This window comes from Nocardia sp. CA-129566 (assembly GCF_050956075.1).
GTDB lineage: Bacteria > Actinomycetota > Actinomycetes > Mycobacteriales > Mycobacteriaceae > Nocardia.
This window is the reverse complement of record NZ_CP192085.1, coordinates 2805018-2819095: the sequence shown is the minus strand read 5'-3', so window position 1 is coordinate 2819095 and position 14078 is coordinate 2805018. Positions and strand designations below refer to the sequence as shown.

Sequence of the window (14078 nt, the reverse complement as noted above, 5' to 3'; positions counted from 1 at the left end):
CACCCGGCAACGCAATTCATCGGGCAAGTCGGCCCGACGACCGGGCTGGTCGCCACCACGGAAACGTGATAACCGCCACACATTCGTCGCAGCGGATCCGATGTTGACTTCGGTCACAAGGAACTGATCAGCCGAAATAGTAGAGCTCGAAGCCGACGGCGTGAGCGGCGGGGAAGCCCGGCTTCGCAGCGGTTGCCATATCGATCACTGCGCGAACCTGGTCGGCGACCGGCTCGGGGCTGAGCACCTCGAGATAGCGGCGGTGTGCAGCCAGTGAGGCGGCGGCCTGTTCGAGGGTGCCGGTGACATCGACGGCATGAGTGCCATTGGGGCCGACCACGGCGGCCAAGCGGGCCGACCACGGGGTTTCGGTGAGTTCGGGGAAGATCCACTCGTTGCCCGCATCGGAGATCGCGTCGAGGGCGGCGCGCCCGACGGCGCGATGGTCGGCACTATTGGCGTAGCCGGGCGCCCAGGTGTCACCAAAGTTGAACAGCACCACCAACTCCGGTTGATGGCGGCGGATCGCGGCGGCCAGATCGCGACGCAGGCCCAGGGATTCCTCGACGCGGCCGTCCGGATAGCCGAGGAATTCCACCTCGTGCACGCCGACCACCTTGGCGGCGGCAATCTCCTCGGCCTCGCGCAGGGGGCCGGCCTCGGCGGGCGGCATGCCCGCGATCCCGGCCTCACCCGAGGTGACCAGAACGTAGCGAATGTCCTTACCCTGTCCCGTCCATCGCGCCACGGCGGCCGCCGCACCGTATTCGATATCGTCGGGGTGGGCCACGATCACGAGGCCGCGCTGCCAATCTTCGGGAACATGCTCCACGCGGATCATTCAAGCAGACGCCCGCACGCACACCTGACCGCTGCCCGAAACGCGGGCAGGCCGTGTCCCGCCCACAGCGGGCGGCACACGGCCTACCTCTCGATACCGCGCCGCCCGTAAGTCCCGGCGGGCGTGCGGCTTTGCTCCGGCGGCTGCTACAGCTTGCTCACGGTGGAGTTGTCCGAGCCCGAAACCGCCTTGTACAGCAGGTAGAGCCCGAAGACGACCGCGCTGATCACCAGGATCGGGAACAGCCCCTTGATCAACGCACCGATGATGGCGAGCGCGATCCAGACGACCGCTACGACACCGATGATTTTCCACAACATGCCAGCCTCCAGAAGGTCTCGGGCGAACCGTCATCCGACGATCCGACCCCTCCATGCTGGCAGCCCGAAAACGATAAATCACCAGCTCAGCAGCGATATCCGGGTGAAGATCAGGGTTCACCCTGAGGGCACTCCCACAATCTTGTCATTGACAAGATGGGCCAGGGTGTGGAACCTTTGAGCGCAGTCGCCGCCCAGGCGCGACCAGCCCGTCGCTTCAGTCGAAAGAGCAGCCCATGCCCACCCTTCCGTGGATGACCGTCAACGCCCCCACCGCACCCGAGGCGCAGTGCATGGCCTCCCGTCTCGAGGTCGAGTCCGTTCGGCACGCACCGGCATTCCTGCTGGCTTCGCTGAGACTGTGGCGCCAGGCCCGCCGCTCCCCCGGCGCGCTCGGTGTCGCTTTGAAGGCGGAAATGTGGAAGGGCACCTTCTGGACCTACTCCGCCTGGACCGATAAGGCGGCGATCTATGCCTACGCGGGCGCCGAACCGCACAGGTCGACCGTGCAGCGCAAGCGAAAGGTCATGCGCGAGGCCACCTTCGTCTTCTTCACCGCACCGGTCGACGAATTGCCGATGTCCTGGGACGAAATCCGGCGCCGCATCGCCGAGCAGCGCGATTCCGCGAAGTCCGAATAGCACTGCCACCGGCGGTCATTCGGCCCGCTTGGCGTGGCGGCCGACCGAGATCCTGCGCACCACGGTCAGGACCGTGACCACCATGACCGTCACCAGTTCCAGCAGGTTCCAGGCAATCGGATCCGGGGTGGATTCGACCACCGTGTCCGGCGACCGGTGCGGTGCGGCGAGGATCGGCGTTTCCGGCACTTTCGCGGGTGCCGGTGCGGCAGCGGGGAATTCCGACGGGACGACCGGTGCCGCGGATATCGGTGGTGGCGGTGGGCCGGGTGCCGGCGGGCCGAGTTGGAGGGGGATGCCGGGCTCCGGCGGCACCGGAGCCGGAAGTAAGAGCAGACAGCTCAGCAGCGCGCTTCCGGTGACCGCGCTGCCGACGACGACACTGCCGAGCGCGGATCCACTCGAACCGACCGAGCCGGTGCCCACCAGAGCGGGGCCCACCACCCCGCTGCCGCTCGACCCCGCGCTACCGGTGGCCGACCCGAGCAGGATTGTCGCGCTGCCGATTACGGCGCTACCGGTGCAGGCCGACTGAACACTGCCCGGATCGAGCCCCAACGCCTCGCCCGCACCAGCCGCCGAATCGCGCGGCACCGGATGTCCGAATGAGTCATCGGCGCCGTCGGCTCGACCAGCGCTGTCGGTCGCGCCGAAACCGGCCGCCGCACCGCCCGGCATGGTGCCACCCGAGGTCGCGCCACCCGGAATCGCACTGCCGGTGGCGAGGGGCGCGCCGCCTCTCGTGCCGCTTCTCGGCTCGAGATCCAGAGCGCCTCCGGCGGAACCGCTACCGATACCGTCATTGCGGAAATCCGCCGCCGCACTTCCTGTTCCGACCGTGTCATAAGACGCACTGCCGGTACCGATAGCACCGATGAACGGCCACTCGGGCGGCACCGAATCCGCGCGAGCGGGCTGCCCCGCGAACAGCCCCGCCGCCAGCGGAATCGTCGCTACCGCGGCGAATCCCCGTGCGGCCCCTCGTCTTCGCATCACGAACACCATCTGCCGATACCCCATCCGTCGCAGCTATCCGGTCCGAAATGACTCGTCAGGTGATGTTCTGATAGCGGGACATCGCGTATTCGAAGGCGTCCCTCGGAACGCTGTTTCCGCCCGAGAACGGCCGATCGAGGTTGTAGATCGCCAGCACCGCCGAGCCGACGACGACACCGAGCAGCGCGGTCATCAGCAAACTGCGTTTGGTGACCTCGACGCCATTCAGCACCGCGGTGCACAGCAGCAGTACCGTGCCGAACCACAAAGCCGCATAGAGGAATCCGGGCATGTGATAGCTCGCGTCCATGGCCCGGTCCTGACGCGCCTCGGCGACCGCGTCGAGACTGTCCATCGCCTTCGTGCGCACTTCGGCGACGTCCGGATCCGTCGAGTTCACCGATGCGACGGCATCACGCAAGCTGTCGAGTGTCTGCTGCGTCGGCTGGCTCAGCCGCCGGTCCGCCTGCATGATCGGCCACTCCTGGGTGAGCACCTGATCGGTGTAATCCCGCACCAGCCCCTGGATCTGCCGGTGTTGCGGATCGGGCAGCGCATGCGCGGTCCAATAGGTATCCACCAGCGCCTTCGCCTCGGCAATGGTGTGATTGTGCGCATTGTCGTACTCCTGCCAGAGGATCACCACCACGAAGGCGACCACGGCCAGAAACAGCGTATTGATCAGCTCGAGTACGAGGGATCCGGCCGATTCATCATCGGTCTCCACCCACGACAGCGGCCGCAGTCGATCCCCGACGACAAAGATGGCCACCGCGATAACCGCCGCTACGGCGGGGACGAGGAATATCAGAACCATGTAGGGACGCCACCTCCCAAGACGAACCGGCACAACGAATCTCGCCGCATAGCTGGATCGCCGAGGTCGCCCACGGCGATCGTCAACAGCGTCGATCACCAGTTATTCGGCGCCGCCGCCCGGATGGATGACCGCCCACGATAATTCGTGCGGAGGCGTCGGATAGTCGTGGGGCACTGCGGGTTTCGGTGGCAACGTCGAATTCGACGCGTCGGAGGATGCCCATGCCCGCGAGGGCGACCACGGCGAGTAGCCCATGTGCCGACACGAACCACAGCGCGGTATCGAACGAGCCGGCCGAGGCAACGAGATAGCCGAGGACGATCGGCGTGACGATGCCCGCGATATTGCCGAAGGCGTTCATGGTGGAGCACACGAAACAGCGCGGTGTGTGACCGCGATCGCGCGACCGTCTGCGCAATTTCGTCATCCCCTACCTCGATATCCATGATCGCCGCCCCGGATACGCGGTGTCGATCGTCAAGGCCGGTCTCACCGCGGTCGGCAGACCATCGAGCCGGGTGCGCCCGCCGCTCACCGATCTCACCGGGGCCGAACTCGCCGAGCTGACCACGCTCGTGAAGACGATCGCCTGACCCGTAGGAATCACCATGACCACAACTGATTCACCCGTGCTCGACCGGATCGACAGCGTCAAGATCTCGTCGGTCACACTGCCATTGCCCACCGGGATCAGCGATGCCAAGGTCCTCACCGGCAGGCAGAAGCCGATGACCGAGGTCGCGGTGCTGTTCGCGGAGATCACCACCGAGGCCGGCCTGGAAGGCACCGGCATCGGCTACGCCAAACGCGCGGGCGGACCCGGCCAATTCGCCCACGCCCGCGAGCTGGCCCCGGCGCTACTCGGCGATGGCCCCAGCGATATCGCCAAGATCTGGGACAAGCTCCTGTGGGCCGGAGCCTCGGTGGGCCGCAGCGGCATTTCGAATGGTTCGATCCGCTGTTCAACGAACGCCTCGAGATCGCCGACGGCCGCATGCACCTGTCATCCCGCCCCGGACTCGGGGTAACCATCAGCGACCAGGCCCGCGCCTGGACTGTCGCGGAACACACCATCCGATCCTGAAACTGTCAGTGCCCCAGCAGTTCGGTAGCAGCTACGCAGACCGGTCGAATTCACCGTTGGCAACACCAGCGGTGAACGCGTCCCAGTCGGCGGGCCGCGTCCAGAGGAGTTCCATCGAATGCAGTCGAATGGTGGTCGCCCACACCGCCATATCACTACGCTCGACGAGCAGTAGGGCATGGCGTGCGGCGGGTGTGGGTCAGACTTAATCCGTGTCGAAGCCCTCGATGCATCGACCGAATCACCGCTCCCGCGCAAACTGTTGCGCGGCACCGAGATAGTCGACTAACCCCAATGCCGCTCACATAGGCCGGTGACCTGGCTGTCAAGTCGTGGTGGTGAGTGAGCAGGGGTTGCGAATTCGGTTGCGGTGCTGGGTGTCGTGAGATGAAAACAGCGGAACTCTAGTAGAGAAGGTTCGTCGGCCAAGACAATCCTTCAAGCTGGAGTTCCGCTGTCTGCTCAGTGTGTCATCAAACGTGAATCAGTGGTAGCCACAGGGGCTTTCGCACCCGGTCACCTGGGAGAACTGACCCGGATCATCCCGTTCGAGATGGTCGACGCGGTGCTGGAGTCGACCCGGGCGGTGCAGGCCAGGGTCCGGGCACTGCCGTCGCGGGTGGTGGTGTATCTGCTGCTGGCCGCAGTGTTGTTCGCCGAGCTCGGCTACGAGCAGGTGTGGGCGCGGATGACCGCGGGCCTGGCCGGTGTGCCGGTCGCCGATCCAGTGTCCTCGGCGTTGTCCCAAGCCCGCCGCCGGATCGGCATCGCACCGCTGCGTGCGTTGTTCGACCTGATCAAGGGCCCCGCAGCGGGTGCGGCCCGGTGGCGGGGCCTGCTGGTGTGCGCGATCGACGGCACCTCGATGTTCACCCCCGACAGCCCGGCCAACGTGGCCGCCTACGGTCACGCCGGCGGCGGCAACGGCCCGTCCGGGTATCCGATGCTGCGGCTGCTGGCCGTGGTCGCCTGCGGCACCCGCACCGTGATCGACGCCGTGTTCGGGACGCCCAGCGTCGGCGAGATCACCTACACACCACCCCTGCTGGGCTGCCTGGGCAACGACATGCTGCTACTGGCCGACCGCAACTTCGCCGCCGCGGACCTCATCGGCGCCGTCGCGGGCACCGGAGCCGATCTGCTGTTCCGCTGCCGCAACAACCGGAAACTCCCCGTGACCGGCCGCTGCGGCGACAACTCGTGGCTCACGCGGATCGGCACCACCACCGTCCGCGTGATCGCGGCGACCATCCTCGTCCACCAATCCGGCGGCCCTGCCCGCACAGAACGCTACCTGCTGATCACCACGTTGACCGACCACAAGCGTTACCCCGCACCCGAATTGGTGTCTTTGTATCACCAGCGATGGGAGATCGAAACCTCCTACCTGGAACTGAAATCCACCATCCTCGGTGGACGAGTACTGCGAGCCCGCACTCCCGACGGCATCGCCCAAGAGATCTACGCCCTGCTCGTCACCTACCAAGCCCTGCGCATCGCCATCACCGATGCCACCGTCACCACCGGCACCACCGCCGACCGAGCCAGCTTCAGCATCGCTCTCAACACCGCCCGCGACCAGCTCATACTCGCAGCCGGAATCATCGCAGGCACCACCATCGACCTCATCGGCACGATCGGCCACGCTGTGCTCGACCACCTCCTGCCCGCCCGCCGCCAGCGAACATGCCCCCGCATCGTCAAACGCGCAATCTCCAAACACCGCGCCAAAGGCAACATCGACCGAAACAGCTACAAGATCACGATCAACATCACGATCAACAGCGGTTGACGACAGCCCAACCGGCCTATGTGAGCGGCATTGCGACTAACCCCCCTGCGGCGGAAGAGTGGGCGCGTGCTGATCGGCCACCTCGGTGAGCGCCTGCGCCCAGCCGTCCAACCGGTCGGCGGCATGCCGCAGATCCGCCACGATGGCATCGAAATTGTGTCGCAGGACAGCGCTTTCGGGGACCGCGAGAATGCGCCCGGCGGCCGCGACAACCTGTTCGTATTCGGCGACGCCGCTGTCGAGGCGACCGAGCGCGAATTGAATGTTCTCGGTAAGGCCAACTGCCGCAACGGATTTGGTGCGCCCCATGGCGCCGAGCGCCTGCTCCATCGCGGCGACGTCGGCGGCCAGCGCGTGCAGCGCCGCCGCACCCGATGTCGCGGTTTCGAGCATGTCGGTGAGTTCGTCCTCGGGCAGCCGGTTCGAGCGGGCGATCTGTGTGCCGAGGCCGTGCAGCGCCTTCTCGGCGCGAACCAGGCGGGCGATCGGCCCGCGCGCCGATGACCACGGCGGCGGCTGCTTGCGCGGTACGAAGGCCGCCTGCGGCAGTGGGGCGCTGCGCAGCTGTAGATAGCGGCGAGCGCTCAGCGCGGTACCGGTGACCAACGCCACTGCTCCTCCGCCGACCACCACCACGGCCCACACCGGAGCCGAAATCACCATGAGCCCCACGGTTCCCGCCGTCGTGAGACCACCCACGGTGCCGAGTTGGAAACTGCGCCGACGGGCCCGACGGCGCTTGCGCAACTCCCGCTCGCGCGGATCCGCCCAGCGCCGCACCGCGACCAGCGCGTGCTCGCCCACCTCACGCAGACTGTCGGGCAGGCTCCCGGGCTGCGGGGCCAGCGCCGACTGCGCGCGCACGATGGCCGCACTGCGGCGGCGGCCGATCCGACCGCGGTTGAGCTGTTCGCGATGCTCCTGCGAGCTCATCGGCTTCCTCCCGGGAGCGCGAACCCGCTCGGCACGACCTGCGGAGTCCAGACAGGCAGGGCCCGAGCATGACCGACGGCCGACCCGCCAGGTACCCGTGCCATGTCCTTCACCGAACCAGTCCTCGCCGAGCTGTATCGCTGTGGAAACTTCCCGCTACTGCTGCGCGGTCTGGCCCTTGTTCATCTGCGGCTGCGGCTGCGCCGGATTCACCTGCGCGGCACCCGGATTGATCGCGGGCGCGGTTGCACCACCGGCGGGCAGCGCATCGCCGCGCATCGAGGCGCGGATCTGCTCCAGCTTGCTGTGCCCGGCCATCTGGATGCTGGCCTGCTGCACCTCGAGCATGCGGCCCTGCACCGAATTGCCCGCGAGTTCGGCGGCACCCAGCGCATTCGCGTAGCGGCGCTCGATCTTCTCGCGCACCGCATCCAGGCTCGGCGTGGTGCCGGGCGCGGACAGCGTCGAATCCATCCGCTGCAGCGATGCCGAGACCTGCTCCTGCATCTTGGCCTGCTCCAGCTGGCTGAGCAGTTTGGTGCGCTCGGCGACCTTCTGCTGCAGCAGCATCGCGTTCTGCTCGACCGCCTTCTTGGCCTGCGCGGCCGCCTGCAGCGACTGGTCGTGCAGCACCTTGAGGTCCTCGACCGACTGCTCGGCGGTGACCAACTGTGCGGCGAACGCCTCGGCGGCGTTGGTGTACTGGATCGCCTTCTCGGTATCGCCCGCCGCCGCGGCCTGGTCGGCTAGCAGAACGGCTTGGCGCGCATTGGCGTTGAGCTTTTCGACATCGTCGAGCTGACGATTGAGCTTCATCTCCAGCTGACGCTGGTTGCCGATGACCGACGCGGCCTGCTGCGAGAGGGCCTGATGCTGACGCTGAGCTTCCTCGATAGCCTGCTGAATCTGGACCTTCGGATCCGCATGCTCTTCGATCTTCGAATCGAAGAGGGCCATCATGTACTTCCAGGCCTTGACGAACGGATTAGCCATCGATTGATCCCGCCTCCATAAGATGCGCCGCGCTTTACCGCGACTGTAGTGCGCGACCGTCACGCACTCGATATGTGCCTATCCTCCACCATCTGGCACCCGGGCCGGGCGAACCCGGCCCAACCGACGCCTATTACAGAATCTATCCGCTTTCGGCGCCGGTCCGCAGCGCCGGTCACCGACGTCACCTCTTGTCGTCTGATCAGTTGCTCTTCACCAGAACGAGCATGTCCGCCTTCGGGGCCGGAATGACGATCCGGGTGTCCTCGGCGATCTTGGTCCGGGCCCCGGCCGCCGACATACTGGCGGTCGCCGGCTCCGGCGCGGCCTCGGCGGCGGGCTCGGCCGCGGCCGTCCGGTCCGACTCGGGTGCGTCGGCGGTCTGCGCGGGCGCCTCGACGGGCAGCCCGTCGACACCGGCCATGATCGTGCTCACATCCCAGAGCACCCGCGACAGCGGCACATCAAGGGCCGCGCAGATGGCGGCGAGCAGTTCGCTGGAGGCCTCTTTGCGGCCCCGCTCGACCTCCGACAGATACCCCAGGCTCACGCGCGCCGAGGTGGAGACCTCACGCAGGGTCCGGCTCTGGGCGAGACGAGCACGCCGCAGACTGTCCCCGATTGCCTCTCGCAGCAGCGTCATGTCGTTCTCCTTCAGCTCCCAGTAACCGGGTCCGCGGGCGCCTGCCAGCGCTGCGCACGCCGTCCTTTCTGGCACAACGTCGAACGCGGGTCGGTTGGTTCCCACGGGGGCAAACTCGATGCCGCCAGCATGTCGCCGGCGTCAGCGGTCGTCTCCCACGATACGACGCAACTCCCGAACCGCGCTGTGCGTAGCGCCGATTCTGATCGCCCACCGGTCACCGCGCAGCGTCCATCGCATGACCTCGGTATGCCCCGGACCGGCCAGACCGAGGAAGACCGTGCCGACGGCATGTCCGTCCTGGGAGTCGGGTCCGGCGACACCGGTCAGCCCGATCCCCCAATCCGCGCCGCAGCGCAGCCGAGCCCCGACCGCCAACTGTTCGGCGGTACTCGCGGCCACCGGGCCCTCCGTCGCCAGCACCTCGTCGCTGACACCGGCCAGGCTGTGTTTGAGATCGGTCGCGTAGACGACCAGTCCGCCGCGCAGCACCGCGCTCGCCCCCGGCACCCCGGCGATGGTCGCCGCGAGCAGGCCCGCGGTCAGTGATTCCGCGGTCGCCACGGTCTGTCCGGCCGCGCTCAGCGCATGCACCAACTCGACGACCGGTGCGCCAGTTGTCAGCGGATCGGTCATGCGCCGCGCGTCCGGCCCGGACCTCCCGCGAGCCATACCCGCGCCGCCTGCCCCAGGTAATCGAGTCCGGTGACGACCGTCAGCGCGACGGCCACATACATCAAAGTCATTCCCGCGGTGGCCGGTCCCCCGTGCAGCGGCAACAGCAGCACCGCGATCGCGACCGACTGCACCAGCGTCTTCAATTTGCCGCCGCGACCGGCCGGAATCACCCCGCGCCGCACCACCGCCAGCCGCAGGAGCGTGATTCCGATCTCACGGCCATAGATGACCAGGGTGACCCACCACGCCAGATCGCCGAGCATGGACAGTCCGATCACCGCCGAACCGATCAGCGCCTTATCCGCGATCGGATCGGCGAGTTTGCCGAAGTCGGTGACGAGTCCGTATTTGCGTGCCAGTTGTCCGTCGAAGCGATCGGTGATCGCGGCGATGCCGAACAGCGCGGCGGCCGCGATACGCCAGCCGGTCTGATGTCCGCCGCCCGCGAACAGCGCGAGCACGAACAGCGGGACCAGCGCGATCCGCAGCATGGTGAGCACGTTCGCGATATTCATCAGCGGAACGGCGGGTTCGGCCGGGGTCGGTGCGAATCCGGTGCGAACCACCGGCTCAACCCAGCGTCGATCGATCTCTTCTGGCTGCACGCTCATGCCCCCGCCTCGACCGTGGCGATACCCCCCGCGACGCCGCTGGAACGCATGCCGAAGCGATGCGGTGAGCGGAGCGGGTAGATGTGCGGCACACGTTCAGAGTATCGGTAACCGGGCGGACTACTGTGCACCCCATGACCTCTCGGGGACCACTAGGTGGTTCGACTAGCGACGCGCATCCGGGCGCGGCACCTGCCGCGAACAAATCTGGCCCGATCGTGCGACGCGCCCGAACCTCCGATGTGGCCCAGATCAAGAGCTTGGTCGATGTCTACGCCGGTCGGATCCTGCTGGAAAAGAACCTGGTCACGCTGTACGAGGCGGTGCAGGAATTCTGGGTGGCCGAACTCGACGGCCGGGTGGTCGGCTGTGGTGCGCTGCATGTGCTCTGGGCCGATCTCGGCGAGGTCCGCACCGTCGCGGTGCATCCCGATGTCAAGGGGCACGGGGTCGGACGGCTGATCGTGGAGCGGTTGGTCGCGGTGGCCAGGGAACTCGAGTTGGGGCGGCTGTTCGTGCTCACCTTCGAGGTGGAGTTCTTCGGCAGGCACGGATTCGTCGAGATCGATGGCACACCGGTGACCGCCGAGGTGTACGCGGAGATGTGCCGGACCTTCGATCCCGGCGTCGCGGAATTCCTCGATCTCAGTTATGTGAAGCCGAACACCCTCGGCAATACTCGAATGCTGCTCAACCTCTGATCAGAACGGACCGATCGTGCCCATTTTCGCCGTGCACTACACCTACTCCGATGCCACCATCGAGGCTCGCGACACCTTCCGGCCCGAACACCGGGCCTGGCTGACCGGCCTGGTCGAGGCGGGTTCGCTACTCACCAGCGGCCCCTACCCGGACGGATCCGGCGCACTGCTGCTGTTCCAGGTCGCGGACGAGGCGACGATCAAGGGACTGCTGCCGCAGGATCCGTTCGCGCGCGAGAACCTGATCGAGGCGGTGCGCGCGGTGGAGTGGCTGCCGGTGATGGGCACCTTCGCATCCTGACTATGCCGGCTGACCGCCGCGTGTCACGGTTCGACACCCGATAGTCAGCAAACTTTTGGCGACACACCGGTGCGGGTTCTCGGCGAACCCGCCTCCGGGGCCGCAGACTCCCCCGTATGCGCATATCCGCCGCGATTTTCGCGTCGATGTCGGCTGCGGCCCTCTCGCTGACCGCATGCTCATCGCCCGACCTGGGCGCGGAGTCCAGTGAACCGGTAAGGCCCGTGGTCGCTGGTCACCCCGTGCCGCACCCCGGCATGGCCGACGAACGGGAGTACCGCGCCGATGACGGCTACTACTTCCGAACCGCCGACCGCGCCATCGCCTGCGGCCTACTCGATGAGCCGTTCGGACAGCCGAGACGATCGGTGGGCTGTCAGGGTGTGACGGGCCCAGCCCCGCGGGAGATGCAGGCGTGTTGGAGTAGCGACCCGAGCGCGGCCGTCCTCGCCGTCGGCGACAGCCCCGGATATCTCTGCGTGAACCGGGGCTTCTTCGACGGACCGCCGATGGCAGGCGCGCAGGCCAGCGGCGGACCGGTGCTGCCGGTCGGGTCGAGCCTGAGTGTGTACGGATTCACCTGCCTGGCCCAGCCCGCCGGGGTGACCTGCCGCAACGAAGCGAACGGACACGGCTTCGAGATCGCGCCCGACCACCACCGGCTGTTCTAGTCGCCGATCCGACTCGCGGCCGTTCGGGCCGCCACACCACGGGTTTTGAGCAGGCTCGCCGCCGTCGCGATGACCAGAATGCCGAGAATGACACCCAGCGAGACCGGTGTCGAAATCTCCGGTACCTTGACGTGCTCACCGCCATTGATGAAAGGCAAGGTGTTCTCGTGCAATGCGTGCAGCACCAGTTTGACGCCGATGAACGCCAGGATCGCCGACAGTCCGTAGGACAGGTAGACCAGCCGGTCCAGCAGGCCGCCGATGAGGAAGAACAGCTGCCGTAATCCCATGAGCGCGAAGGCATTCGCGGTAAAGACGATATAGGGCTGCTCGGTGAGACCATAGATCGCGGGGATGGAGTCCAGCGCGAACAGCAGATCCGCGAAGCCGATCGCCAATAGCGCCAACAACAGCGGGGTCACCACGCGGCGCCCGTCGATCCGGGCGACGAGCTTGTCGCCGTCGTATTCATCGGTGGTCGGGAGCACGCGTTTGGCCAGCGCCACGATCCGGCTGTCGCGCTTCTCCTCCTGCTCGACCTCATGTCCGCTCTCGCGCAGCAGTTTGACGGCCGTGTACACCAGGAACAGTCCGAACAGATAGAACACCCAGCTGAACGCGCTGATCGCGGCCGCGCCGACGGCGATGAACGCCCCGCGCATGACCAGCGCCAGCACGATGCCGATGAGCAGCACCTTCTGCTGGTAGATCCGTGGCACCGCGAATGTCGACATGATGATGAGGAAGATGAACAGGTTGTCGACCGAGAGCGCCTTCTCGGTCACGAAGCCCGCGTAGTACTCCCCCGCGAAAGTCGAATTCCAGCGCCAGGCGACAAATCCGCCGAATGCCAGGGCGAGGCCGATGTAGATCGCCGACCAAGTGCCGGATTCCTTGAAGGTCGGATCGTGTGGCGTTCGAACGTGGGCAAAGAAGTCGAAGACGAACAGGCCGAGGATCACCGCGATGGTCAGCGTCCACTCGAGTGCGGTTACGTGCATGCGGGCTCCGGGGCGGCAAGGTGTGTCATGACAGCAATCATGCCCGATTTGTCCGTTCTTCTGGCTAGCGGGATAGTTGCTGACCATAATTTCACATGCGAATCGGGCGGCCACCGTGCCACAGTCGCGGGCATGACCGACGACTACCGCATCCTGAACAAGGCGAACTGGGACGAGCGCGCACCCGCACATGCCGCATCGCCGGACTACGCCGTGGCCCGATTCGTCGCGGATCCGGCCTACCTCAGCGAAGTGGTCCGGTTCGATCTGCCGCTACTCGGCGATATCCGCGGACTGCGCGGCGTGCACCTGCAATGCCACATCGGCACCGACACCATCTCCCTGGCGCGACTCGGGGCGCGGATGACCGGACTGGACTTCTCCCCCGCGTCGCTCGCGCAGGCTCGGCTACTGGCCGAAAAGACCGGGGCCCCGGTCAATTTCGTCGAATCGGATGTGTACGACGCGGTATCCGCACTCGGCACAGCACAATTCGATCTGGTATTCACCGGGATCGGCGCGCTGTGCTGGATTCCGAGTATCGATCGCTGGGCGCGAACCGTCGCGGACCTGCTGCGACCCGGCGGTCGGCTGTTTCTGCGCGAGGGCCATCCGATGCTGTGGGCGATCGACGAAACCCGTACCGACCGACCGACTGTCGGCTATCCATACTTCGAAATGCCCGAACCCATGGTGTTTTCGGACGGAACGACTTATGTCGAGACCGACACCGAATTCAGCCACATCATGACCCACGAGTGGAACCACGGACTCGGCGAAGTGGTAACCGCACTACTCGACCACGGCCTGACCATCACCGGACTTGTGGAGCACCGCAGCGTTCCCTGGGAGGCATTGCCCGGCCAGATGACCCGGGATGCGAATGGCGAGTGGCGGCTGACCGAGCATCCGGAACGGCTGCCACTCACATACACCGTGCAAGCACGCCGACAACTCGCCGGTGGGGAATAAATGGGTTCCTCATCGTGTCTGTCGGTGTTAGCGTTATCCAGAACGTAATCGCACCCCGTAATCGGGACCACGAAAGGCAA

Annotated in this window: 19 protein-coding genes; 8 read left to right on the top strand and 11 right to left on the bottom strand. The window is 66.4% G+C overall.

The features are described from left to right. Positions 1–127 precede the first annotated feature (127 nt). Both ACQP0C_RS12685 and ACQP0C_RS12680 read right to left on the bottom strand, forming a co-directional pair. Positions 128–832 (bottom strand): PIG-L deacetylase family protein, encoded by a 705-nt coding sequence (locus ACQP0C_RS12685; protein WP_433733110.1) that lies wholly within the window; start codon positions 830–832, stop codon positions 128–130. A gap of 155 nt (positions 833–987) precedes the next feature. Beyond that, entirely contained in the window at positions 988–1161 is a 174-nt protein-coding gene (locus ACQP0C_RS12680; RefSeq protein ID WP_169810825.1) for a hypothetical protein, read from the bottom strand. Between the two features lie 236 nt (positions 1162–1397). Here ACQP0C_RS12680 and ACQP0C_RS12675 point away from each other — a divergent pair, with 236 nt between their 5' ends. Further along, the gene (locus ACQP0C_RS12675; RefSeq protein WP_433733109.1) at positions 1398–1802 is read left to right on the top strand and encodes a hypothetical protein; all 405 of its coding nucleotides are present in this window, start codon (positions 1398–1400) and stop codon (positions 1800–1802) included. A 15-nt stretch (positions 1803–1817) separates the two neighbouring features. On the opposite strand, the gene ACQP0C_RS12670 is transcribed toward ACQP0C_RS12675, so the two are convergent. The 3 genes from ACQP0C_RS12670 to ACQP0C_RS12660 all read right to left on the bottom strand — a co-directional run bounded on the left by ACQP0C_RS12670 (position 1818) and on the right by ACQP0C_RS12660 (position 4045). Continuing rightward, positions 1818–2795 (bottom strand): hypothetical protein, encoded by a 978-nt coding sequence (locus ACQP0C_RS12670; protein ID WP_433733108.1) that lies wholly within the window; start codon positions 2793–2795, stop codon positions 1818–1820. Positions 2796–2853: 58 nt separating this feature from the next. Beyond that, positions 2854–3615 (bottom strand): DUF4239 domain-containing protein, encoded by a 762-nt coding sequence (locus ACQP0C_RS12665; protein WP_433733107.1) that lies wholly within the window; start codon positions 3613–3615, stop codon positions 2854–2856. Between the two features lie 82 nt (positions 3616–3697). Then, positions 3698–4045, bottom strand: a complete 348-nt coding sequence (locus ACQP0C_RS12660) for a hypothetical protein (RefSeq protein WP_433733106.1) — start codon at positions 4043–4045, stop codon at positions 3698–3700. 40 nt (positions 4046–4085) lie between these two features. On the opposite strand from ACQP0C_RS12660, the gene ACQP0C_RS12655 reads away from it, so the two are divergent. The 3 genes from ACQP0C_RS12655 to ACQP0C_RS12645 all read left to right on the top strand — a co-directional run bounded on the left by ACQP0C_RS12655 (position 4086) and on the right by ACQP0C_RS12645 (position 6494). Continuing rightward, positions 4086–4211 (top strand): hypothetical protein, encoded by a 126-nt coding sequence (locus tag ACQP0C_RS12655; protein ID WP_433733105.1) that lies wholly within the window; start codon positions 4086–4088, stop codon positions 4209–4211. Positions 4212–4226: 15 nt separating this feature from the next. Next, the gene (locus tag ACQP0C_RS12650; RefSeq protein ID WP_433733104.1) at positions 4227–4646 is read left to right on the top strand and encodes a hypothetical protein; all 420 of its coding nucleotides are present in this window, start codon (positions 4227–4229) and stop codon (positions 4644–4646) included. Positions 4647–5189: 543 nt separating this feature from the next. Then, positions 5190–6494, top strand: coding sequence for an IS4 family transposase (locus tag ACQP0C_RS12645; RefSeq protein WP_433733103.1), 1305 nt, complete (start codon positions 5190–5192; stop codon positions 6492–6494). A 36-nt stretch (positions 6495–6530) separates the two neighbouring features. Here the strand turns inward: ACQP0C_RS12645 and pspM are convergent, their stop codons facing one another. From pspM to pgsA, 5 genes are all read right to left on the bottom strand, one after another. Further along, the gene (gene pspM / locus ACQP0C_RS12640; protein ID WP_433733102.1) at positions 6531–7427 is read right to left on the bottom strand and encodes a phage shock envelope stress response protein PspM; all 897 of its coding nucleotides are present in this window, start codon (positions 7425–7427) and stop codon (positions 6531–6533) included. A gap of 156 nt (positions 7428–7583) precedes the next feature. Then, complete coding sequence (gene pspA, locus ACQP0C_RS12635; RefSeq protein ID WP_433683825.1) at positions 7584–8420, bottom strand: phage shock protein PspA; 837 nt, start codon at positions 8418–8420, stop codon at positions 7584–7586. Positions 8421–8622: 202 nt separating this feature from the next. After that, positions 8623–9063 (bottom strand): helix-turn-helix domain-containing protein, encoded by a 441-nt coding sequence (locus tag ACQP0C_RS12630; RefSeq protein WP_433733101.1) that lies wholly within the window; start codon positions 9061–9063, stop codon positions 8623–8625. Between the two features lie 141 nt (positions 9064–9204). Next, on the bottom strand, positions 9205–9699 hold the full coding sequence (locus tag ACQP0C_RS12625) for a CinA family protein (protein WP_433733100.1): 495 nt from the start codon (positions 9697–9699) through the stop codon (positions 9205–9207). After that, positions 9696–10352 (bottom strand): CDP-diacylglycerol--glycerol-3-phosphate 3-phosphatidyltransferase, encoded by a 657-nt coding sequence (gene pgsA, locus ACQP0C_RS12620; protein WP_433733099.1) that lies wholly within the window; start codon positions 10350–10352, stop codon positions 9696–9698. Before pgsA ends, ACQP0C_RS12625 begins: the two co-directional genes overlap by 4 nt. Before the next feature lie 134 nt (positions 10353–10486). On the opposite strand from pgsA, the gene ACQP0C_RS12615 reads away from it, so the two are divergent. The 3 genes from ACQP0C_RS12615 (at position 10487) to ACQP0C_RS12605 (ending at position 12025) form a co-directional block, all read left to right on the top strand. Beyond that, positions 10487–11053 carry an amino-acid N-acetyltransferase gene (locus tag ACQP0C_RS12615; protein WP_433733098.1) on the top strand — a complete coding sequence of 189 codons (567 nt, stop codon included), beginning with the start codon at positions 10487–10489 and terminating at the stop codon, positions 11051–11053. A 16-nt stretch (positions 11054–11069) separates the two neighbouring features. Further along, positions 11070–11354, top strand: coding sequence for a YciI family protein (locus tag ACQP0C_RS12610; protein ID WP_433733097.1), 285 nt, complete (start codon positions 11070–11072; stop codon positions 11352–11354). A 116-nt stretch (positions 11355–11470) separates the two neighbouring features. Further along, entirely contained in the window at positions 11471–12025 is a 555-nt protein-coding gene (locus tag ACQP0C_RS12605) for a hypothetical protein (RefSeq protein ID WP_433733096.1), read from the top strand. On the opposite strand, the gene ACQP0C_RS12600 is transcribed toward ACQP0C_RS12605, so the two are convergent. Then, on the bottom strand, positions 12022–13026 hold the full coding sequence (locus ACQP0C_RS12600) for a TerC family protein (RefSeq protein ID WP_433733095.1): 1005 nt from the start codon (positions 13024–13026) through the stop codon (positions 12022–12024). The two genes, ACQP0C_RS12605 and ACQP0C_RS12600, sit on opposite strands and share 4 nt — an antisense overlap. A 132-nt stretch (positions 13027–13158) precedes the next feature. Here ACQP0C_RS12600 and ACQP0C_RS12595 point away from each other — a divergent pair, with 132 nt between their 5' ends. Continuing rightward, the gene (locus tag ACQP0C_RS12595; RefSeq protein ID WP_433733094.1) at positions 13159–13998 is read left to right on the top strand and encodes a class I SAM-dependent methyltransferase; all 840 of its coding nucleotides are present in this window, start codon (positions 13159–13161) and stop codon (positions 13996–13998) included. The last annotated feature ends 80 nt before the right edge of the window (positions 13999–14078 follow it).

Bases quoted from the DNA above. Each gene is read 5' to 3' on its own strand.
- ACQP0C_RS12680 (WP_169810825.1), bottom strand. From the start codon at position 1,161: ATGTTGTGGAAAATCATCGGTGTCGTAGCGGTCGTCTGGATCGCGCTC.
- ACQP0C_RS12675 (WP_433733109.1), top strand. From the start codon at position 1,398: ATGCCCACCCTTCCGTGGATGACCGTCAACGCCCCCACCGCACCCGAG.
- ACQP0C_RS12670 (WP_433733108.1), bottom strand. From the start codon at position 2,795: ATGCGAAGACGAGGGGCCGCACGGGGATTCGCCGCGGTAGCGACGATT.
- ACQP0C_RS12665 (WP_433733107.1), bottom strand. From the start codon at position 3,615: ATGGTTCTGATATTCCTCGTCCCCGCCGTAGCGGCGGTTATCGCGGTG.
- ACQP0C_RS12660 (WP_433733106.1), bottom strand. From the start codon at position 4,045: ATGACGAAATTGCGCAGACGGTCGCGCGATCGCGGTCACACACCGCGC.
- ACQP0C_RS12650 (WP_433733104.1), top strand. From the start codon at position 4,227: ATGACCACAACTGATTCACCCGTGCTCGACCGGATCGACAGCGTCAAG.
- pspM (WP_433733102.1), bottom strand. From the start codon at position 7,427: ATGAGCTCGCAGGAGCATCGCGAACAGCTCAACCGCGGTCGGATCGGC.
- pspA (WP_433683825.1), bottom strand. From the start codon at position 8,420: ATGGCTAATCCGTTCGTCAAGGCCTGGAAGTACATGATGGCCCTCTTC.
- ACQP0C_RS12630 (WP_433733101.1), bottom strand. From the start codon at position 9,063: ATGACGCTGCTGCGAGAGGCAATCGGGGACAGTCTGCGGCGTGCTCGT.
- ACQP0C_RS12625 (WP_433733100.1), bottom strand. From the start codon at position 9,699: ATGACCGATCCGCTGACAACTGGCGCACCGGTCGTCGAGTTGGTGCAT.
- pgsA (WP_433733099.1), bottom strand. From the start codon at position 10,352: ATGAGCGTGCAGCCAGAAGAGATCGATCGACGCTGGGTTGAGCCGGTG.
- ACQP0C_RS12615 (WP_433733098.1), top strand. From the start codon at position 10,487: ATGACCTCTCGGGGACCACTAGGTGGTTCGACTAGCGACGCGCATCCG.
- ACQP0C_RS12605 (WP_433733096.1), top strand. From the start codon at position 11,471: ATGCGCATATCCGCCGCGATTTTCGCGTCGATGTCGGCTGCGGCCCTC.
- ACQP0C_RS12600 (WP_433733095.1), bottom strand. From the start codon at position 13,026: ATGCACGTAACCGCACTCGAGTGGACGCTGACCATCGCGGTGATCCTC.
- ACQP0C_RS12595 (WP_433733094.1), top strand. From the start codon at position 13,159: ATGACCGACGACTACCGCATCCTGAACAAGGCGAACTGGGACGAGCGC.